The sequence below is a fragment of the Salinispora sp. CH2A1_6 genome, from assembly GCF_056820975.1.
The window spans coordinates 470,827-491,070 of the sequence record NZ_JBXEDG010000013.1 but is presented as its reverse complement, the minus strand read 5'-3'; the positions used below and the strand labels follow the sequence as shown (position 1 = coordinate 491,070).

The window sequence follows — 20,244 nt, the reverse complement described above, 5'->3', positions numbered from 1 at the left end:
AAGCTCGCGGCACAGGCCCTTCCATCCCAGGAGGCGCGATGAGGCGCACACGGCTGGCGATTGCCGGCGTGTTTACCCTGGTCGGCGCATTGGCGCTGACCGCACCGGCGACCGCACAACCGGCGTCCGAACCAGGCAGCCGGGACAGTCTGGAGGTGTACGTCGGCACGGTTGACCCGGAGCAGCTGGAGAAGCTGCGGCAGGCCGGGGCCGACCTCGGCCACGAGCACACCGAGACCGACCGGTCCGGCGACATCCGCGTCGAGACGGTTCTCAGCAAACGCCAGGCCGCCCGTCTGGCCAGCCAGGGCGTGCAGCTGGAGGTCAAGAAGGTACGGGGCAAGCCGGCCAGCGAGGCGCTGCGGGAACAGGCCGCCACCGGTTGGTCCGCATTCCGGTCCTACAGCGAGCCGGGCGGCATCCGAGACGAGATCACCGCCACCGCCGCCCGCCACCCGGAGCTGACGAAGGTGATGACGATCGGCCACAGCCACCAGGGCCAGCCGATCCTCGCCGTCAAGGTAACCAAGAACGCGGACCGGACCCGGGACGGCAAACGGCCGGCGGTGCTGTACGCCAGTGCGCAGCACGCCCGAGAGTGGATCACGCCGGAGATGACCCGGCGGCTGATGCACCACGTCCTGGACAGCTACGGCACGGACCAGGAGATCACCCGGCTGGTGGACACCACCGAGCTGTGGTTCCTGCCCGTCGCCAATCCGGACGGCTACGACCACACCTTCACACCCGGAAACCGGCTCTGGCGCAAGAACCTACGGGACAACGACGGCGACGGGCAGATCACCACCGCCGACGGCGTCGACCTGAACCGCAACTGGGGCTACAAGTGGGGATACGACAACGAAGGCTCCTCCCCCGACCCGAACAGCAACACCTACCGGGGGCCCAGCCCGCACTCGGAGCCCGAGACCCGGGCGCTGGACCAGCTGTTCCGACGGGTCGGCTTCGAGTTCTTCATGAACTACCACTCCGCCGCCCAACTGCTGCTCTACGGCGTGGGCTGGCAGGTCGCCACCCCCACCCCGGACGACATCATCTACGAGGCGATGGTCGGTGACGACGAGAACCCGGCTGTGCCCGGTTACGACCCGGACATCTCCGCCGAGCTGTACACCACCAACGGCGACACCGACACCCACGCCACGGTCCGCTACGGGACCCTCGGCTTCACTCCGGAGATGTCGACCTGTCAGGCCGCGGCGGCCTCCGACCCGGACGACGAATGGCTACCGGAGGACTGCGTCAGCGGTTTCATCTTCCCCGACGACGAGAAACTGATCTCCGCGGAGGTGGCGAAGAACCTGCCGTTCGCCCTGGCCGTGGCGCAGTCGGCACACGACCCGGACGAGCCGGTGTCGGTCGTCGGCCGCAGCACCCCGGACTTCGTGGTGGACGCCTTCGACACGTCGTACGGCCGCGACCAGCAGGTCGCCTCGCTCACCCGACGGGCGCTGCGCAGCGTCCGGATGCACTACACGATCAACGACGGCCGGACCAAGACGGTCAGCGTCCGGGAGTGGCAGGGCGGTGAGCGCTACGGCGACACCCACGACGACTACTACGCTGAGCTGCGGGGCACGGTGCAGGGCGCCACACCCGGCGATCGGGTCGAGGTCTGGTTCAGCGGCAAGAAGCCCAAAGCGGGGAAGGTGACCAGCGAGCGCTTCACCTACCAGGTGCACGACGACGTCGGCGGCGACGTCCTGGTGCTGGCGATGGAGGACGTCACCGGGCCGAGTCCCGATCAGGACGGCACCAGCGCGAAGTATGCCGACGAGATGGCCGACGCACTGACCGCGGCCGGGCGCACCAGCGACGTCTACGACTTTGACACGATGGGCCGCCAGGCCCCACACCATCTGGGTGTCTTGTCGCACTACCAGATGGTGCTCTGGGAGACCGGTGACGACATCATCCCGCGCGCTCCGGGACAGGTACCGGGCACCATCGCCCGAGCAGCGGTGGAGACCGAGTTGGCTGTCCGGGACTACCTGAACGAGGGCGGCAAGCTGCTGCTCAGCGGTGAGTACGCGCTCTACGCCCAAGCCGCCAACGGCCTGTACGGCTACCAGCCGAATGGGCCGGCGGAGTGCACCGACTCCAACGACGAGACGTGCCTGCCGGTACTCAACGACTTCCAGCAGTACTGGCTGGGGGCCTTCACCTACGTCAGTGACGGTGGCACCGGCGAGACCGGGCCGTACCCGGTGACCGGCACCGACGACCGGTTCACCGGCTTCGCCGGTGCGCTCAACGCACCGGGTTCGGCGGAGAACCAGGAGCACACGGCATCGTTCCTGACCACGTCCGGCTTCCTGCCACCAGAGCAGTTCCCACAGTTCGAAAGCGCGGCGCCGCTCGGCTGGGAGCGGCCGGGAGGTGCGCCGTTCGACCCGCGTACCGGTGACTGGTACCTGTGGAGCGACCAGACCAACAATTCGTACAAGCGGCTCACCCAGACCGTTGACCTCACCGGCGCCAACGCCGCTGAGCTGCGCTTCTTCGCCTCTTACGACATCGAGACGAGCTGGGACTACCTGATCGTCGAGGCGCACGAGGTGGGCAGCGACAGCTGGACGACGCTGCCGGACGCCAATGGCCGGACCAGCACCGACACCGGGGACAGCTGCGAGTCGGGCTGGGTCGAGGCGCTGCACCCATGGCTCGCCCGTTACCAGAGCGAGGACTGCTCGCCGACGGGTACCACCGGCAGTTGGAACGCCGTCACCGGCGCCTCCAACGGCTGGCAGGAGCTCGTGGTCGACCTCTCCGGGTATGCCGGTAAGGAGGTCGAGCTGTCGATCTCATACATCTCGGACTGGAGCACCCAGGGTCTGGGGGTCTTCCTTGACGACGCCCGGGTGATCGTGGACGGCGCCACGGTCAGCGACACCTCGTTCGAGACGGACCTGGGCGACTGGGCGCTGGCGGGCCCGCCGCCCGGCTCGGCCGAGACCACGGAAGACTGGGGGCGCAGCCAGCAGGCCTTCGCGGAGGGGTCGGCGGTGGTCACCGCGGACACCGTCTACCTCGGCTTCGGCCTGGAGGGGTTGGCTCCGGAGGCCCGGGCTGACCTGGTCCAGCGCTCGATTGACCATCTGTTCGCGGCGGATCGCCGCTAACGGCTCGGGGCGCCGGCGGTCTGTGGAGGCCGCCGGCGCCCGCGTGGCGCCGGGCGGGGCGCGGTGGGGCGCGGGCGGGCCCGCACCGTCGGCCCCAGCGAAGTCCCGCCGGGCCAGCCCGGATGTGGTGAGCTGGGCAGATGGATCAGATCCGGCTCGGACTGGTGCTGCACCCAACCCGGGACGTATCCGAGGTGGTCGACCTCATCGTCGACTGGGCGACGAGGCACCGGATAACGCTGGCGGTTCGGGGGCCGGACCGGCACCGGGTACCGGCGACGGTCGAGCCGCTTCCCACCGAGCAGGTGGCCCCGACCAGCGACGCACTGATCAGCATCGGCGGGGACGGCACCATGCTCGGCGCGTTGCGCTCGGCGGTCGGCGACCCGAAACCGGTGCTCGGGGTGCACCTGGGCCAGCTCGGCTTCCTGGTTGAGGTCGAGCCGCCGGAGCTGCCGACCGCATTGTCCCGGCTGGCCCGCCAGGACTTCACCGTGGAGCGGCACAGCTGCCTGGCCTGTACGGTCTGCGGGGACGACGCGGTCGCGTTCAACGATGTCGCGCTGGTTCGGCAGCCCGGCGCGGGCTTCGTCACCGCCACCCTCGCCGTGGATGGGCAGCGGTACGGCTACTACCGGTGCGATGCGCTGGTGGTGAGCACGCCGACCGGGTCAACGGCGTACGGCTATGCTGCCGGCGGACCGCTCGTCTCTCCGGCGAGCGACGTGGTGGTGGTGACCCCCTCCGCGTCGATGGCGGGGATCGCCCGCTCGGTGGTCCTCTCCCCCGATGAACGGATCCGGCTGGAGCTTGCCCCCGGCTCCGCACCGATTGCGGTGGAGATGGACGGGCAAGTGATCCAGGACGCGGTGACCGAGGGCGCGGTGGAGGTGCGATACCACCGCGACGCCGGCCTGGTGGTCCGCCTCGACCCCCGCCGCCATCGAGAGCGCAACCAACTCACGTTGAGCCTGCTGGACCTGCCGCTCCTGCCCGAGCAGCTCCGCGAGCTCCTCCCCGAAGGCCTCCGCGAGGAACTGAGCCGACGGCGGCTCCCTCCGCACCGTTGACTCACCCGCCCGCAGCTGCCAGCACTGACGAGACCAGTTCCTTCGCCTCCGCCTGAATGCGCGCCAGCTGCTCGGGGCCCTGGAACGACTCGGCGTAGATCTTGTAGACGTCCTCGGTGCCGGAAGGGCGGGCGGCGAACCAGCCGCTCTCGGTGGTGACCTTCAGGCCACCGATCGGAGCCCCGTTGCCGGGTGCGCGGGTGAGCGTGGCCGTGATCGGTTCACCGGCCAACTCGGTAGCCGGCACCTGTTCCGGCGAGAGTCGACCGAGCACCGCCTTCTCCGCCCGACTGGCGGGAGCGTCGATCCGGGCGTACGCGGGGGCGCCGAACCGCCCAGCCAGCTCCGCCCAGTGTTCGCTCGGGGTACGCCCGGTGGTGGCGATGATCTCGGACGCCAGCAGGCAGAGCAGGATGCCGTCCTTGTCGGTGGTCCAGGTGCTGCCGTCGCGACGCAGGAAGGAGGCGCCGGCGCTCTCCTCGCCACCGAAGCCGACCGCGCCGTCGAGCAGGCCCGGCACGAACCACTTGAAGCCGACCGGCACCTCCAACAGCGGGCGCCCCAGGTCGGCGGCCACCCGGTCGATCATCGACGAGGAGACCAGGGTCTTGCCGACAGCGGCGTCGGGTGCCCACCTCGTCCGGGTACGGAACAGGTGGGCGATGGCCACCGTCAGGTAGTGGTTCGGGTTCAGCAGACCGCCGTCCGGGGTGACGATGCCGTGCCGGTCGGCGTCGGCGTCGTTACCGGTGGAGACCGCGAACCGATCCCGGGCGGCGATCAGCGACGCCATCGCGTTCGGAGACGAGCAGTCCATGCGGATCCGGCCGTCCCCGTCCAGGGTCATGAACCGCCACGTCGGATCGACAGTCGGGTTGATCACGGTGAGGTCCAGCCGATGACGGTCGGCGATCTCGCCCCAGTAGGCGACACTGGCCCCGCCGAGCGGATCGGCCCCGATCCGGACGCCGGCTGCCCGGACCACGTCGAGGTCGAGCGCGGACGGCAGATCGGCCACGTAGCGGCCGAGGAAGTCGTACCGGCTGGTGGTGTCGGCGGTGCGCGCCCGCGCGTACGGGATACGGCGCACCTCCTTGAGCCCGGCGGCGAGGATCGCGTTCGCACGCTCCTGAATCCACGTCGTGACATTGCTGTCTGCCGGGCCGCCGTGAGTCGGGTTGTACTTGAACCCACCGTCCTCCGGCGGATTGTGCGATGGGGTGATCACGATGCCGTCGGCGAGCCCACTGCTCCGCCCCCGATTGTGGGCCAGGATGGCATGGGAGACGGCTGGCGTCGGCACGTACCCGTCCCGGCTGTCCAGCAGGACCGGGACCTCGTTGGCGGCGAGCACCTCCAGCGCGTCCACCGCCGCTGGGGCGGAGAGCGCGTGGGTGTCCCGGCCGAGGAAGAGCGGGCCGTCCAGAGCGCACTTCCGCCGGTAGTCACAGAGCGCCTGGGTGATCGCGACGATGTGATCGGAGTTGAACGCGTTTCGCAGCGGGGACCCACGGTGCCCGGAGGTGCCGAAGGAGACCTGCTGCCCCGGGTCCGCCGGGTCGGGATGCCCGGCGTAGTACGCGGTGACCAGCATCGCCACGTCCACCAGGTCGGATGACTGGGCGGGCTGACCCGCGCGGGAGTGCGTGCTCATCAGCTGACCTCCTCGTCCGGCCCCTGTCCGCCAGTCCCGACGCTATCAAGATCCGGCGGGGCCAGAACTCAGACCAGGCCCGCGTCCCGCAGCAGTTTCCACAACCCGGCCCCGTCCGGCGCGGAGAGCCATTCCTGCCCCACCGGGGGAGCCGACGCGCTGTCGCTGGTCGAGTGGGGCAACGCCCCGGCGAGCATCGCCTGGGTCGGGGAGAGACGGCGAATCGCGATCCCGGCGACGTTGTCCGGATGGGACACCGCGAACTCCCGGTAGATCTCCTGGTCGTGCTGACCATCGTCGCCGACCAGCAACCACCGCACGTCCGGGAACTCCCGAGCGAGCCGGGTCAGGGTGGCCCGCTTATGCTCCCGGCCACTGCGGAACCAGCGGTCCGCCGTCGGGCCCCAGTCGGTGAGCAGCAGCGGCCCGGCCGGGTAGAGGTGCCGAGACAGGAACCGGGTGAGAGTCGGCGCCACGTTCCAGGCGCCCGTGGACAGGTAGAACACCGGAGCGCCGGGGTGGGCCGTAACCAGCCGCTCGTACAGCACGGCCATCCCGGGCACCGCGGCCCGGGCATGCTCGTCGAGGACGAACGTGTTCCAGGCCGCCAGCAGGGGCCGGGGCAGCGTGGTGACCATGACCGTGTCGTCAACATCGGAGATCACCCCGAAGCGCACCCGGGGGTCAAGTATCCGCACCGGCGCCTGGACCGGCTCCGCCTCCGGGACTCGGATCCGCACCGATCCCCAACCCGGGGGCAGGTCCACCGGCACGATCGTATCCACGAAGCCGCTGCGGTCGGTTCGCGTCTCATGCCGCTCGCCCCCCGACTCGATGTCCACCTGGACGTGCTTGGCCGGCAGGGTGGCGAAGCTACGCCAGCCCCGAACCTTCTCTGGCCGGCCTCGCTGCCGGTTGTCCGGCCGCCGCAACAGCACCCGACACATCACCCGAACCCAGCCCGGGGCTCCGTAGCCCGGGTAGGCCACGGTGTGGATCCGCCAGCCGGTGCGCCGGAGCCGCCGCTCGACCAGACGGTGCACGGCGTCCTCCATCCGCGCGGCCCGGTGTAGTTGAGGTACGGCCAGTTGGCCGGCGGGGTTCGGTGGCACACGGCCACCCTGCCACAACCGACCTACCGCGACCACGCCAGGCGAACGGGCCGGCAGCGAAACCGCTCCGCCCCGCCGGACGCCTGTGCCAGACTCCGGTGAAGGGATGACGGGGGCTTGGTCGTGTCGCAACCTCTACCGCGCCGTGGGCGGTGGCGCCGGCGGCTGGACCCGCCGGCGGTCGTCGCGCTGGTGCTTGGGGCGGCCGGAATCGGGTACCGGCTCCTCCTCACGCTCTCCACCGTCCCGCCGTCAAACAGCGACGAGGCGACATTCGGACTCGCCGCCCTCCACATCGCCGCGGGCCAGGAGCGGCCCGTGTTCCTGTACGGGCAGCACTACATGGGGGTGCTGGAGTCGTATCTCGCCGCGCCCCTGCTCGCGCTCTTCGGGCCGAGCTGGCCGGCGCTCCGGCTGCCGCTGCTGGCCCTCTACGCACTCTTCCTCTGGCTGATCCATCGGCTGACCCGCCGGATCGGCTCCCCCTGGTTCGCCACCCTGATCGTTGGCCTGCTCGCGCTCGGTGCAGAGCGGGTGATCCGGGACCAGCTGACCGCAGTGGGCGGGCGCCCGGAGGGGAAGGTCGCGGTGCTGCTGATGCTGCTGGTCGTGGTGGGGCTGGCCCGGGGGACGCTCCGGCTCCGCCGGCTGGCTGTCGGCCTGTTCGGCCTGCTCGCCGGGGTGGCCGTCTGGTCCGACTGGCTGCTCCTGCCCTACCTCGGGGCCGCCACTCTGGCGCTGCTGTGGGCGGCCCGCCGCGACCTGCTCGGCTGGGCGGGCGTGCTGCTGGTCGCCGGATTCGCGCTCGGCGTCGCACCGATGATCGGGTACTACCGCACCGCCGGCCCGGGTACGGACCCACTGTCTGTGCTCAGTCAGGTCCACGACGATTCGGACCCACCGCTGGCCCAACGGTTCTCCGGTGCCGTTCTGGAGGGGGTGCCGCTGGCCACCGGGCTCTGCCCCGTCACCGGGTGCAGCCGCTGGCTGGAGGGGTTCGGCCTGCTCTACCCGGCGCTGCTGGTGATCGCAGCCGTGGTCGCGGTCGTCGCGTATCGGCGGGCCACCGGGCGGGCCGCGCGGGTCGCCCCGGTCGTGCACCTCGCGCTGGTCGTCGGCGCGGCGTTGACCCTCCTGTCGTACATACGCACTTCGGTCGCCGCCACGGATCCCCTGGCTAACGCCCGCTACCTGGCGCTGCTGCAGCTGTCCCTACCCGCGGTGCTGTGGCCCCTCTGGCAGGCGGCGGTCGCGGCCCTGCAGGGCACCGCCGGTGTGTTTGGTCGGCTGGCGGGCGCGCTCGCCGCGGCGTTCCTCGCTGCCCTCGCCGTCACCGCCTCACTGATCACGGTCTTGTTCATCACCACCGGCACCGCCGCTTCTCGGGCCAACGAACGCGCCGCCCGGGAGTTGGCGGACGCCCTGCGGGCGTCCGGTCCCCACGAGGTCTACGGGACCTACTGGACCTGCAACCGACTGATCTTCAACACGGACGAGGAGGTGGCCTGCGGAGTCCTCGACGACGAGCTCAACCCGGGAAATAACCGCCACCCCGCCTACTGGGACCGGGTGGCGGTGGCGAGCCGGCCCGGTTACGTGGTGGAGACCGGATCGCCCCAGGAACAGCGGCTGCGCCAACTGCTGGGCGAGCGAGCCGACGCCGCCCTCATCGCCGACATCGATGAGTATCGGGTGTATTACCCAGAGACACCGCTCCGGCCCTGGCAGTAGGGCGACCGTCATCGCGCCGCGCCATACCCGCAAGATTTCCTCAAGGCTTGGCCCGATCGGTTCCCTACGCCTGTGACAGCCGCCACCGTAGGGGAAATCCGACGCCGATAAGGAGTCCCGAGGTGAACCCGATCCTGCTGGACCGCCCCCGGTCTGCGTCGACCTCACACCCGCTGGACTGGCTGACCCTGACCGCCGGGTTCGAGGCCGCCTGCCTCCTGCGCTGCGTGACCACGCCGACGACGGTCCGACGCCAGCGTGGCACCCCGATCCACCCACCCGAGCGGGTGGAGTTCAACCGCGAGGACGCGGCGCAGCGGCTCCGCCGCCTGCTCTACCAGCTCGACGTTCCGGTCACCCAGGAACGCGCCGTCGGCGGCCTGCGCCGCCGTTACGAGCTGCACCGGCTGACCCTCGCCCCGGCCCACCAGCCCAGGTACGCCGCCATGCTGGATGCCAGTTGGCGCCGTGGACGCGGGGAACTCATCGGTGCGCCGGTGCGCGGCGCGTCCGGCGCCCGACGAGTGGGACGAACCCGGCTGGCCGCAGCGGCCTGGCGGGCCGCGCTGCTGGCTGGCGGCCGACACATCCGCCGGCACATCCTCGGAGTCCGGGTGACCGACCGGGACCTGGCGGCGATTCTGGTCCGGAGCGCCGCTCTGCTGGACGCACCGGCGATACTGCGCCCCAGCACCGGCTGCTATCTGGTGAGCGTGCCACACGGACCGGCCCGCGAACGGATCATGCAGGCCACGGAGTTGGGGCCACCACCCCCCGAACTCATCGCCGTCTGATCCTCGCGGTGGGCCGGCGGGACGAACGCCGGGACCGCATCGGCGGGCAATGGGGGTTGCGCCCGACCACCCGTACGACGCACAGTGCAGCGCGTGATCCGAATCCCAGGTCGCCGACGCGACGCGGTGCTACCGGTGCTGCTCCTGGCGATGGCGCTGCCGGGCCTCACCGGATGCCAACACGGCCCTCCGCCGGCCATGCAGATCCGCATCGCCACCGGCAGCCCCGCCGCCGTTTACCATGCCTTCGGGCAGTCTCTGGCCACCATCCTCAATCGGGAGCTACCGAACGTGGAGGCTGAGGTGCTGGTGACCGCCGCGTCGGCGGAGAACATCCAACTCGTGGGCGCGGGCGAAGCGGAACTCGGCTTCACCCAGGCCGACGTGCTCCCCACCTTCCCGGCCCCACCGCCGACAGTGGCCGCGGTGGCCCGCGTCTACGACGACCTCCTACACCTCGTCACCAGCCCGACCAGCGGCGTCCGCACCCTCGCTGATCTGCGGGGCCGGCGGGTCTCCGTGGGGGCACCCGGATCCGGCACCGAGGTCACCACCTCCCGGCTGCTCGACGTGGCCCAACTCGACGGGGATGAGGTCCGTCGGGAGCGGCTCGGCCTGGACGACTCGGTCGAGGCGCTGCGGGCCGGCCACATTGACGCATTCTTCTTCTCCGGCGGCCTACCGGTGGGGGCGGTAGCGACGCTGGCCGCACAACAACGCGTCCAGCTGGTCGGACTGGGTGCGTGGAGCACGCCGTTGCGCGCCCAGCACCCCGGCTTCTACGTCTCCCGGGACATTCCCCGCTCGGTGTACGGGGTGGACCCGGTGACCACCGTCGCCAACCCGAACTACCTGATCGTCCGCGCCGACCTGCCGGAGGGGCTGGTCCGGGAGTTGACCCGGTTACTCATGGATCGGCGCGAGGAGTTGGCATCGGCACACCCCGCAGCCGGCCAGATGAGTCCGCGCTCGGCCATCAACACCACACCCCTACCCCTGCACCCCGGGGCGGTGGCCTGGTACAACGCGGTCAAACCGTAGCCACCGGTCAGCTCCGCGCCGAAGGGCGGTACCGCTCCTGCGCCCCGTCCTTGACGGGCATCGGCAGCGACGCGGGAAACCACAGGGCTGCGATCAGTCCGTGGGGCTGGTTCGGACACATACTGAGCCGCCCCGCGGAGGCGTCCACCAGGACGGCGACGATGGCCAGTCCCAGCCCGGCACCGTCGATGTTCTGCGCCTCCGGCGCCCGCCAGAACCGTTCGGTCGCCTGGTCAAGCTGGCTGGGCGTCATGCCCGGGCCGGTGTCGCGTACCCGCAGCGTCGTCCCATCGTCCCGACCCCGAACCTCCACCGTCACCTCGCCCCCGGCACCACTGAACTTCACCGCGTTGTCGATCAACGCATCAAGCGCCTGGTCGACGGCGGTCGGCACGGTCCTCGCATAAGCCGGCGCAACATCAGTGTCCAGCCGCAGCGTGACTGACCGGCGGCGGGCGAGCGGCTCCCACGCCGCCACCCGGCTCGCGGCGACCGCCGCCGCGTCAACGGTCACGCGCAGGTTCTCCGTCCGCTCGGCCCGAGCCAGGGTGAGCAGAGCATCCAGCACGAGTGCCAGCCGGTCGGTCTCGGCCAGGGCAAGCTGGTGCTCGGCCTGGCCCTGCGGGTCACCCAAACTGGGCCCCAACTCCTCGACCCGCAGCCGCAGTGCCGTCAACGGATTACGGAGTTGGTGGCTGGCGTGCGCCACGAACGCCCGCTGCCGATCCATCACGTCGGACACGGCGCCGGCCATATGGTTGAAGCTCGCCGCCAGGCGGCGTAGTTCGGGTGGGCCCTGCCGATGCTGCACCCGGGCGGTCCGGTCACCCTCGGCGATCTCGTGGGTAACCGCGTCCAGCTCGGTAACCGGTCGCAGCACCCACCCGGCCAGGGCGAACGCGGTCGAGACACAGGCCAGCACCGCGAGCAGGCCAGCGCCGGCGAGCAGCAGCCACCAGCGGGTGACGGTCCCCCGGATCCGCTCGGTGGGGGTAGTGGTGACCACCGCGCCGAGCACCTCGCCGCCGTCGTTGATCGGCACCGCGACGACGATCGGCCCGTCCACCCACGGCAGCACCGAGTCGGGGCCGCTGGCCTGCTGCCCGGAGAGGGCCACGTCAAGCGCCCCCCGCGTGCCCGGAGCGGGTTGCCAGCTCGGCGACGCGACCACCGTCTGCCGGTCCCGGTCAACCACCGCGGCGCCGATGCCGTACAACTCGTCGTAGCGGTCCAACTCACTGCCGATCGGGCCGGCGCTTCCGCCGCGCAGCGCCGCGTCGGCCAACGACGCGAAACGGGTGGCGTCGGCGAGCCGGTCGGCGCGGACCCGCTCGGTCTCCCGACTGGCCAGGGTGGCCGCGAGCGGGGTTTCCAGGGCGACCAGGACCAGCACCATCAGCAGCAGATAGCTGATCACCAGACGGCGACGCACCGCCCCTCACCCGCTCCGCAGCCGGTAGCCGATCCCGCGTACGGTCTCCACCAGGCGCGGGTCGCCCAGCTTGCCGCGGAGGGAGCCGACGTGCACCTCGACGGTGTGCCGGTCGGCGAAGGTCGTGCCCCAGGCGTCGAGCAGGATCCGATCGCGGGGCACGGCGGACCCGGGCTGGCGGGCCAGGGAGAGCAGCACGTCGAACTCTTTACGGGTCAGCGCCACCTCCTGGCCGTGGATGCGGACCGTACGGGCCGCCACATCGATCTGCACCGGACCAACCTCGATCAGATTGCGCTCTGGCGCGGCCTGGGCGGCGCGGCGCAGCACCGCCTCGATCCGGGCCTGCAACTCCACCATCGAGAACGGCTTGACCACGTAGTCGTCCGCACCGAGCCGCAGCCCCAGCACCCGGTCGCGCTCCTCCCCCCGCGCGGTCACCGCGATGATCCCGAGTTGGCTGCTGCGCCGCCGCAACTCCCGACACAGGTCGGTGCCGTCCCCGTCGGGCAGGGTGAGGTCCAGCAGGGCCAGGTCACACGGGGCAGCGCAGAGCGCGGCGGCGACCGTCGCCGCGTGCTCCACCTCGTAACCGCGCCGGGTCAGGGCCGCGGTAAGCGCGGCGGCCACACGGTGGTCGTCCTCGACCAGCAGGATCCGCACCCAGTGCCCCCAACTCTTGCCTTCGCTGACCACGAATGGTTGCAGACATCGGCGGCTGATGGGAGGGCGGACTTCACCCCACAGCCGGTCGCGACCGGTCGCAGCGTTGGCCGACGTGGCGGGCCGGCGGGCCGGCGCGGTGGGGTGGCTATGCTACGACGCGTTTGGGACCCAAGACGATGTGAGTTGACATGGCTGACACCAACGACCGCACGCCGGTCTTTGTCCACCCCACCGCCGACGTGGAAGCCGGTGCCCAGGTCGGCGACGGCACGAAGGTCTGGCACCTGGCCCATATCCGCTCTACCTCACGGGTCGGCGCGGGCTGCGTCATCGGACGCAACGTGTACGTGGACGCGGAGGTTACCGTCGGTAACCTGGTAAAGATCCAGAACAATGTCTCGGTGTACCAGGGCGTGGCCCTTGAGGACGAGGTCTTCGTCGGCCCCTGCGCGGTCTTCACCAACGACTTCCGGCCCCGGGCCCAGAACCCCGACTGGACGATCACCGAGACGAGGGTCCGCCGCGGGGCTTCCATCGGCGCGAACGCCACCCTGGTCTGCGGGATCGAGGTCGGCGAATATGCCATGGTTGCTGCTGGCTCCGTGGTGACGAAGGACGTCCAGCCGTACCAACTGGTGGTGGGGAACCCGGCCCGCCCGAGGGGTTGGGTGAACGCCAAGGGCGAGGTTGTCTCCCGCGACGTGGAGAACCCACCCCCCGGGCTCACCCAGTCCTGAGTCCACCGCAGCCCGCTGGCAGAACGGTCCCGACCGCTGGTCGGGACCGTTCTGCCAACTGCGCTGAGTCAGCCGCCGATGATGACGCGCCGCACGTCCGCCCAACGCGCCGGGTCGGTCACCCGCCGGCCGTCCACCAGCACCCGCACCGACGGCAGATCTGCGGGGGCGAGGGTGCGGTACTCGGCGTGGTCCGCCTGCACCACCGCAGCGGTGACCGGCTGGCCCTCGTACGGTGGCAGGCCGAGCGCGGTCAACTCCTCCGAGGTGTACATCGGGTCGGAGACGTAGGGCTTCGCTCCCCGGGCGCGCAGCGCCTCGACCGTCGGGAAGACGCCAGAGAACGCGGTCTCCTTGACGCCACCCCGGTAGCTGGCCCCCAACACCACGACCTCGGCGTCGGTCAGGTCGCCGTACGCGGCGGCGAGCAGGTCAACGGCGTACTGCGGCATCGCCGCATTCGCCTCCCGCGCGGAGCGGACCACCGTGGCGGCCGGGTCGTTCCACAGGTACATCCGCGGGTAGATCGGGATGCAGTGCCCACCGACCGCGATGCCCGGAGCGTGGATGTGGCTGTACGGCTGCGAGTTACACGCCTCGATAACCTTCAGCACGTCCACGCCGACGCTGTCGGCGAACCGGGCGAACTGGTTGGCGAGGCCAATGTTGACATCCCGGTAGGTGGTCTCAGCGAGCTTGGCCAACTCCGATGCCTCGGCGGAGCCGAGGTCCCACACGCCGTTCGGCCGGCCCAGGTCGGAGCGCTCGTCGAAGTCGAGCACGGCCTCGTACAGCTTGACCCCGTGCGCAGCCGAGGCCTCGTCGATCCCGCCGACCAGCTTCGGGTAGCGGCGCAGATCGGCGAAGACCCGACCGGTGAACACCCGCTCCGGGCTGAAGACCAGGTGGAAGTCGGTGCCGGCGGTCAGACCGGAGCCCTCCGCCAACATCGGTGCCCAGCGGTTGCGGGTCGTACCCACCGGTAGCGTGGTCTCGTAGCTGACCAGAGTGCCCGGCTTCAGGCCGCGAGCAATCGCCCGCGTCGCGTCGTCCATCCAGCCGAAGTCCGGCACGCCCTCGGCGTCAACGAAGAGCGGGACGACGACCACAACTGCTTCGGACTCGGCCACCGCGGCGGCGGTGTCGGTCGTGGCCGACAGCAGGCCGGCCGAGACGACCTCCTTGAGCTTGACATCCAGATCAGTTTCGCCGGGGAACGGCACCGCGCCGTTGTTGACGAGACTGACCACCCGCTCGGAGACATCAGCACCGATCACCCGGTGCCCCTTCGTCGCGAACTGGACGGCCAGCGGCAGCCCGATCTTCCCGAGGGCTACGACGCAGATGTTCATGACTACTACTTTCCTCCTAGTGGAAGCCGGCGCCGCAGCCGAGCCATCACCCGGCGTGGGGTGACCGGTGCTACGGCGATAACAAGCTGGCCCTTGTGGTTGGTGGTGGTGGTCAGGACATGCAGTCTGGCGCCCCGACGCAGCACCGCCCGCTGTGGCACCGGCCGCCGGGCACCACGCAGAGCCGCCGCGCCGGTGGCACCGAAAGCTTCCGCAAGTGCCTGGACAGTGCGTAGTTCCCCGCCCGGACCGGCGTCTTCCAATAACCGAGCCAGCGGAATCCGGGCACGCAGGGTCGTCCCGGTTGCGTCAGCGACCATCGACACCGTCTCGCCGGTCACGTCGCCTGCTGCGAGCCGGACCGACGACGCCAGCTCCGGCAGGTCGGGGCGAGGGCTGCGCGCGGTCACCAGCAGCGCCCGCGAGCCCTCGAAGGCTGCCGAAACGGTGTCCAGTCGGGCCACCCAGTCCGCGGCGGTGTCGGTGATCTCGTACCAGCAGTCCGGGATCTGCAGCTGCGGATCCCGGAAACCTGGGTAGCCGGCGTACCAGCGCTCACCGTCAACCACGGCGGCCGGAATTCCCAACTCGGCGTCCTGCCGGATCACCGCGAGAAGGTGGTCGGTGTCACCGTAGCGGACAGCGGCGAGCCGCACCCGGGCCTCGATCGGCAGGCGCTCGCGGATGCGGTCGGTCAGATACGCCTCGGTGAGCGCCCGTACCCCCACCACCACCTGGTCCTGCACGGTGCGCGTAAGCTGCAGGAAGTCGTTCTCCAGCAGCTTGGCGACCTCCCAGGTGAAGTGACGCAGCAGGACCGCGTCCCGCTTCGGGCCGGCCTCGACCAGCCCGGCCACGAAGGTAACCAGTTCCTCGGCGCAGCGCAGCCGTTCCAGGTGTCGGCTGCGGTAGGTGATGTTACGGGCGTTCAGCCGGCGCACCGCGTAGTAGTAGTCGTAATCGGCGAGCACCGAGATCCGACGGGCCCGCACACAGGCCTCAACGGTGAACGGTTGGTCACTCCCGACCGGCATCTCCTCCGGGTAGCGCAGCCCGTGCCGCTCGATGAGCTCCCGCCGAAACAACTTGGTGTTCGACAGCGACCAGGGCAGGGCCGAGTCGAACAGGTCGACGCTGGCCGAGGTCTCTGCGTAGATTGCCTGGTGGATGTAGCGGCTGTTCACTCCGACCAGACGCCCGAGCACCACGTCCGACTCCCACCGGTCGGCGGCGGTGACCAGCCGCTGCAGCGCCTCGGGCCCGAGGTAGTCGTCGGAGCCGATGAAGAAGACGTATCGGCCGGTAGCCAGCTCCAGCCCGCGGTTACTCGGTGCAGCCGGGCCGCCCGAGTTGGATTGGTGCACCACCTGCACCGTGCCCGGATAGAGTCGGGCAAACCGGTCCAGCTCCGGACCGCTGCCGTCCGTTGATCCGTCGTCAACCGCGATGATCTCCAACCGGTCCCGCCCGATGCTCTGCTCCACCAGCGACGTCAGGCACCGGGTCAGGTACGGCATGGTGTTGTAAACCGCCGTGATGACGGTGACGTCGGGGCCAGTCACGGGACAACTCCGGCTGCGGGCTGCTCCCCCTCCTGCGCCGCTGACTGCACCCCGGCCGGGTCCGCCGCGGACGGGCTCGCGGGCAGCAGGCGGTGGTATACGGAGTCCAGCACCTTGGCCTGCGCCTCCCAGGTCCAGCTCTCCAGCAGGCCCGGTCGGTCGTACGCGGCCCGGTAGCGTTCCGGTTGCGCCAGCACCGCCCTGACGGCGCGGACGTAGTCGGCCACCTCCTCGGCCCGGAACACCTCGCCCTGGCCGGTGGAACGCACCGTGTCGGCCATCGTCTTCACGTCGCTGACCACCAACGGCAACCGCGCGTGCGAATACTCGAAAAACTTGGTGATCAGCGCGATCTCGTGGTTGGGCCAGTGGTGGATAGGGATGATCCCCGCGTCGGCACCAGCCAGGTACGGCACCACCTGCCAGTGCGCCACGTACGGCAGGACGTGCACTCGATCAGCGACACCGAGCCGGGCAGCGGTTGCCCGCACCTCGGCCATGTAAGGTCCGTTTGGCCTGTTGACGACCAGTGCGGCGTGCACACCAGGCAGCTGTGGCAACGCTTCGACCATGGTGTCCAGGCCGCGCTGCCGGGCAGCTGTACCGCTGTAGACCAGCAGCGGCACGTCTGGACCGATTCCACAAGCGGCACGCAGGTCCGGCACGGGGGCATCCGCCCAAAGGTCCCCCGAGTCCACCGCCGGGGCATTGAGCACCACCTCCGGCACCGTCACCAGGCTGTGCTCCCGGACGAGCAGCTCGGCGAGGCCGTCGGAAACCGTCACCGCCGCGTCGGCGTACGGCACGTACTCCCGCTCGTGGGCGAGGTTACCGGGCAGCCAGCGGGCGTGGTCCTGCCAAGGTTTGATCCCGGGCAGGAATTCGTGCGCGTCCCACACCACCTTGATGTCCCGCCCGTTCGCGGCGGCACGAAGCTTGGCTCGGGAAGCCACCCCGAGCATCCGGAAGTCGTTGGCGTGGATCAAGTCCGGCCGTAGCCCGTCAACCACCGGCCCGTACGCGAGTTCGTAATCCCACAGACCCGGCTCCAGCCGCCGCCATGAGCCATCACCCTTGACAGCTTGCCAGAACATCGTGTAAAGGCGATCCCAAGGGTGACGGAACCGCCGCCGGACACGAGCCTGGGTGAGCATCCAGTGCCGCCCGGAAACCCAAGTCTTGGTCAGCCTTGCGGCAGATTGCTCGACCCGTAGGGCCCACCGGCGTAGCCCCAGCCGGGGAGTCGCTGGGCCAGCGACGGCCAGTTGCGCGGCCCGCACGGCAAGGTCAGCCTGCCAGGCTTTGACGGCTTGCTGACGATACGGGGCGACCCCATTCGGCGGGTAGGCCAACGGCCAACGCAGCCAGGCCCGCCGGAACTCATGGCGTCGCCGCGCCAACGGGGCCGGCATCGACAGCAGGCGCACCTGCGCTCGGCCAAGCTGCCAGGTCTTCCCCTCTGCTACCGGCGAGCGGCCGAGCAGAATGACCTCCCACCCGGCCTCGGCAGCAGAGCGGGCGGCCTTCTGTACCCGAGAGTCCCCGTTCACACCGTTGTCAACCAGCATGACAACCCGTCCACGCGTCCGCGCAGCAGCACTGTCCATCGCCATTGTGCCTGTTTCTACCTCTCTGCGGACCTGCGCCTGACCTTCGCGAAGGCCACGGAGCGGACCACCGCCACCGCACACCGGCACTCGCCACGAATCTCCGCGAGTCTACGTGAGGACTTTCCGTACCACCCATACGTCGCGCCGGAAGGCCGCCCTCCCCGACAGGCACTCAAGGAGGTGCGACGCGGCTGCCGGTGTGAAGCAAATCAGTGGGACGCTGATTCTGGCGGCAGCAGAGACGTGGTGACGGTCAGGTCGTGGCGCAGGCGAGCCAACTGCCATCCGATTGAGACGCCGAACACCCCGCTCACCACAATCCTCTCCGTATTGGCAAGGTCGAGCTTGGGCAGCACTTCCCGCCGGACAATCTTCCATAGCACCCGCGGACGCACCACCTGGTAGCCCGGGTCGAAGACCGACCGGTGGAACCACTGCGCGGCCTTCGTGTGACGCCGTTGCATCCGATGCACCATCAACTCCGGCCACAGGGCCTCGGCCGTCTTGGCCCGCCTACGCGCAATGCCGAGCGCCTTGCGCGGAGCGCGGTAAACGGCCACCTGCTCGGCCCAGTAGAGTGGCCGGCGCCGCTCGCTCACGTTCAGCGGCAGCAGGCGTACCCGCTCGTCTATCTGCGACCGATGCCACTGAGCCGGATCGTTGCTGATCACGTCGACGCCCACGCCGGAGTCGAGGAGGCGTTGGGCGTACTGCCGCACGACCGTGAACTGGGGCGTGCCAATCGCAACGATCACGACCCGCGGTGCGACCGCGCCGGCTGCGCCCGGCGGTGACGATGCTTGCGCACCCCCCACCTCGTCAGCGTCCGTCAGGGCCTCGACCCGCGTCGTTACCTCGGTCGAGGTCGCGACCTCGACCGGCTCCGTTGACGCATACACCTCCCGCAGTCGAGACGTGACAGCGTCGAGCCCGTATCGCTCCACCAGCGTGGCGCAAGCTGCCGGTAGGTCGAGCTCGTTGATGCACTTGCGCAGCTCACGATAGCCGTCCACGAGCGTCGCTGGGTCCTCGCTAACCTCGATCAGAAGGCCAGCGCGCCGGTTCAGCCCCTCTAATGTCTCCTTCGGGCCCCTACTCGCCGTTACCAGCACAGGCGTGCCACAGGCAACGGACTCCACCACCGTCATCCCGAAGGTCTCGGCCGGACTGGCGTGCACAAGCAGGTCATGTGCCCGGATCAGGTCGGGGACTTCCTCGGGCTGCACTGCGGGACGCAGGTCAACCCGATCACTGTACGGACTGCGCTCAATCTCCTCTTGGATGTGCTCCACCAAGGGGCCGGAACCGACCAGCGTCAGCGTGGCCGCGGGCTCCTCGGCTGCCACGGTGAAGAATGCCGACAGCAGCCGGTCGACCCCCTTCTGCTCACTCAACCGACCAAGGTACAGCCACTTCAGCAGATCCCGTGGCGGCTCCGGACGCAACGAGAAGCTATCAAAGTCGATCGCGTTCGGGACGACGCGCAGCTTCTTCTCATGGTGCGGAAACTCGTTCCGGAGTTGGTCGTACAGATGCTGGCTGACGCAGAGGAACGCGTCTGCCCGGTGCAGCACCTCCTCGTAGAGACGACGCGCCGCCGGTTGCCTAAAAATCTGCCGCAGGAAACTGGCGTGCTCGGTCACCACCACCCGGGCTTCGGGCCGGGCGAGCCTCAGGGCCAAAACCCCACCGTAAATGCCGGTGTGAGCATGCACCAGCGGGGCCTCGATTTGGCCCGTTGGCAGCGTGCGGCGTACCGCCGCCACATGACTGTTGGCCCAAGAAGCGTAGTTTCGCCGAGATGGGATGGGAACCGGAATCCGAGTGATCTCCCCCATCGGCGTGTCCCGCACCAGCGGTTCACTCCGCGCTACTAGGCGGGCGGCACTGAGGGCTATGGTGTCGGCGTTCGGTGCGTCATAGCGGTATGGCCAGTCCTCAGTGTGCAGGACCGAGACCCGAGGAGCCAGCGACCGGACCGCACCGACGGATGCCTCCACGAATGCACCGGCGAGCGGATTGTTTGGCGAGGGGTACCAGGGCGTGATGATGGCGAGGTCGGCCGGGGCGGGCCGACGACCCGGCTCGCCCCCCGGCTCAAAGGCGACCGCAAGGCTGGGCCACCGCCGGCACACGTCCCAGGCGACGGGAAAGGCGTACGGATCACCGACGATGAGCATATCGGCCCCGCGCAGCGGACCGCTCGAGTCACGCAGCACCCGTCGGGCGGCCCGTGCGTCGCTGCCTTCCAGCCGGCACACTGAAACACCTACCGGAAGGTCTATATCACTCCACTCGGCCAAATCGGGCATTATGAGTGTAACGTTTGCGCCTTCGCCA

At 69.9% G+C, this 20,244-nt stretch carries 14 protein-coding genes; 6 read left to right on the top strand and 8 right to left on the bottom strand.

Annotation, left to right across the window (positions count from 1 at the left end):
• Window positions 1–38 precede the first annotated feature (38 nt).
• Both AC1UKG_RS20140 and AC1UKG_RS20135 read left to right on the top strand, forming a co-directional pair.
• On the top strand, window positions 39–3,143 hold the full coding sequence (locus AC1UKG_RS20140; protein ID WP_018813833.1) for a M14 family zinc carboxypeptidase: 3,105 nt from the start codon (window positions 39–41) through the stop codon (window positions 3,141–3,143).
• Window positions 3,144–3,283: 140 nt separating this feature from the next.
• A complete protein-coding gene (locus AC1UKG_RS20135) occupies window positions 3,284–4,213 on the top strand; it encodes an NAD(+)/NADH kinase (protein WP_018743466.1) in 930 nt (309 codons plus the stop codon).
• Between the two features lies 1 nt (window position 4,214).
• Here the strand turns inward: AC1UKG_RS20135 and pgm are convergent, their stop codons facing one another.
• Both pgm and AC1UKG_RS20125 read right to left on the bottom strand, forming a co-directional pair.
• Window positions 4,215–5,867 carry a phosphoglucomutase (alpha-D-glucose-1,6-bisphosphate-dependent) gene (gene pgm, locus AC1UKG_RS20130; protein ID WP_018743465.1) on the bottom strand — a complete coding sequence of 551 codons (1,653 nt, stop codon included), beginning with the start codon at window positions 5,865–5,867 and terminating at the stop codon, window positions 4,215–4,217.
• 68 nt (window positions 5,868–5,935) lie between these two features.
• A complete protein-coding gene (locus tag AC1UKG_RS20125; RefSeq protein WP_018743464.1) occupies window positions 5,936–6,922 on the bottom strand; it encodes a phosphatase domain-containing protein in 987 nt (328 codons plus the stop codon).
• 180 nt (window positions 6,923–7,102) lie between these two features.
• Here AC1UKG_RS20125 and AC1UKG_RS20120 point away from each other — a divergent pair, with 180 nt between their 5' ends.
• The 3 genes from AC1UKG_RS20120 (at window position 7,103) to AC1UKG_RS20110 (ending at window position 10,545) form a co-directional block, all read left to right on the top strand.
• Complete coding sequence (locus AC1UKG_RS20120; protein WP_018743463.1) at window positions 7,103–8,710, top strand: hypothetical protein; 1,608 nt, start codon at window positions 7,103–7,105, stop codon at window positions 8,708–8,710.
• Between the two features lie 122 nt (window positions 8,711–8,832).
• A complete protein-coding gene (locus AC1UKG_RS20115) occupies window positions 8,833–9,504 on the top strand; it encodes a hypothetical protein (RefSeq protein ID WP_482642946.1) in 672 nt (223 codons plus the stop codon).
• Between the two features lie 84 nt (window positions 9,505–9,588).
• Window positions 9,589–10,545: a TAXI family TRAP transporter solute-binding subunit gene (locus AC1UKG_RS20110; RefSeq protein ID WP_482642947.1), complete on the top strand. Its 957-nt coding sequence runs from the start codon at window positions 9,589–9,591 to the stop codon at window positions 10,543–10,545.
• A gap of 7 nt (window positions 10,546–10,552) precedes the next feature.
• On the opposite strand, the gene AC1UKG_RS20105 is transcribed toward AC1UKG_RS20110, so the two are convergent.
• The gene (locus AC1UKG_RS20105) at window positions 10,553–11,977 is read right to left on the bottom strand and encodes a sensor histidine kinase (RefSeq protein WP_018743460.1); all 1,425 of its coding nucleotides are present in this window, start codon (window positions 11,975–11,977) and stop codon (window positions 10,553–10,555) included.
• Window positions 11,978–11,983: 6 nt separating this feature from the next.
• Entirely contained in the window at window positions 11,984–12,640 is a 657-nt protein-coding gene (locus AC1UKG_RS20100) for a response regulator transcription factor (RefSeq protein ID WP_026271278.1), read from the bottom strand.
• A gap of 191 nt (window positions 12,641–12,831) precedes the next feature.
• Here AC1UKG_RS20100 and AC1UKG_RS20095 point away from each other — a divergent pair, with 191 nt between their 5' ends.
• Complete coding sequence (locus tag AC1UKG_RS20095; protein WP_482642948.1) at window positions 12,832–13,380, top strand: acyltransferase; 549 nt, start codon at window positions 12,832–12,834, stop codon at window positions 13,378–13,380.
• A 68-nt stretch (window positions 13,381–13,448) separates the two neighbouring features.
• Here AC1UKG_RS20095 and AC1UKG_RS20090 read toward each other — a convergent pair whose 3' ends face one another.
• From AC1UKG_RS20090 to AC1UKG_RS20075, 4 genes are all read right to left on the bottom strand, one after another.
• Window positions 13,449–14,732, bottom strand: a complete 1,284-nt coding sequence (locus AC1UKG_RS20090) for a nucleotide sugar dehydrogenase (protein ID WP_018813827.1) — start codon at window positions 14,730–14,732, stop codon at window positions 13,449–13,451.
• A gap of 5 nt (window positions 14,733–14,737) precedes the next feature.
• The gene (locus tag AC1UKG_RS20085) at window positions 14,738–16,294 is read right to left on the bottom strand and encodes a glycosyltransferase (RefSeq protein WP_018743456.1); all 1,557 of its coding nucleotides are present in this window, start codon (window positions 16,292–16,294) and stop codon (window positions 14,738–14,740) included.
• Complete coding sequence (locus AC1UKG_RS20080) at window positions 16,291–17,862, bottom strand: glycosyltransferase family 4 protein (protein ID WP_018743455.1); 1,572 nt, start codon at window positions 17,860–17,862, stop codon at window positions 16,291–16,293. The genes AC1UKG_RS20085 and AC1UKG_RS20080 overlap by 4 nt, the downstream gene beginning before the upstream one ends.
• Window positions 17,863–18,113: 251 nt before the next feature.
• Complete coding sequence (locus AC1UKG_RS20075) at window positions 18,114–20,165, bottom strand: glycosyltransferase family 4 protein (protein ID WP_482642949.1); 2,052 nt, start codon at window positions 20,163–20,165, stop codon at window positions 18,114–18,116.
• Between the last annotated feature and the right edge of the window lie 79 nt (window positions 20,166–20,244).

Coding starts and splice junctions, on each gene's coding strand:
- AC1UKG_RS20090 (WP_018813827.1), bottom strand. CDS start 14,732: ATGAACATCTGCGTCGTAGCCCTCGGGAAGATCGGGCTGCCGCTGGCC.
- pgm (WP_018743465.1), bottom strand. CDS start 5,867: ATGAGCACGCACTCCCGCGCGGGTCAGCCCGCCCAGTCATCCGACCTG.
- AC1UKG_RS20125 (WP_018743464.1), bottom strand. CDS start 6,922: ATGGAGGACGCCGTGCACCGTCTGGTCGAGCGGCGGCTCCGGCGCACC.
- AC1UKG_RS20140 (WP_018813833.1), top strand. CDS start 39: ATGAGGCGCACACGGCTGGCGATTGCCGGCGTGTTTACCCTGGTCGGC.
- AC1UKG_RS20135 (WP_018743466.1), top strand. CDS start 3,284: ATGGATCAGATCCGGCTCGGACTGGTGCTGCACCCAACCCGGGACGTA.
- AC1UKG_RS20095 (WP_482642948.1), top strand. CDS start 12,832: ATGGCTGACACCAACGACCGCACGCCGGTCTTTGTCCACCCCACCGCC.
- AC1UKG_RS20080 (WP_018743455.1), bottom strand. CDS start 17,862: ATGCTGGTTGACAACGGTGTGAACGGGGACTCTCGGGTACAGAAGGCC.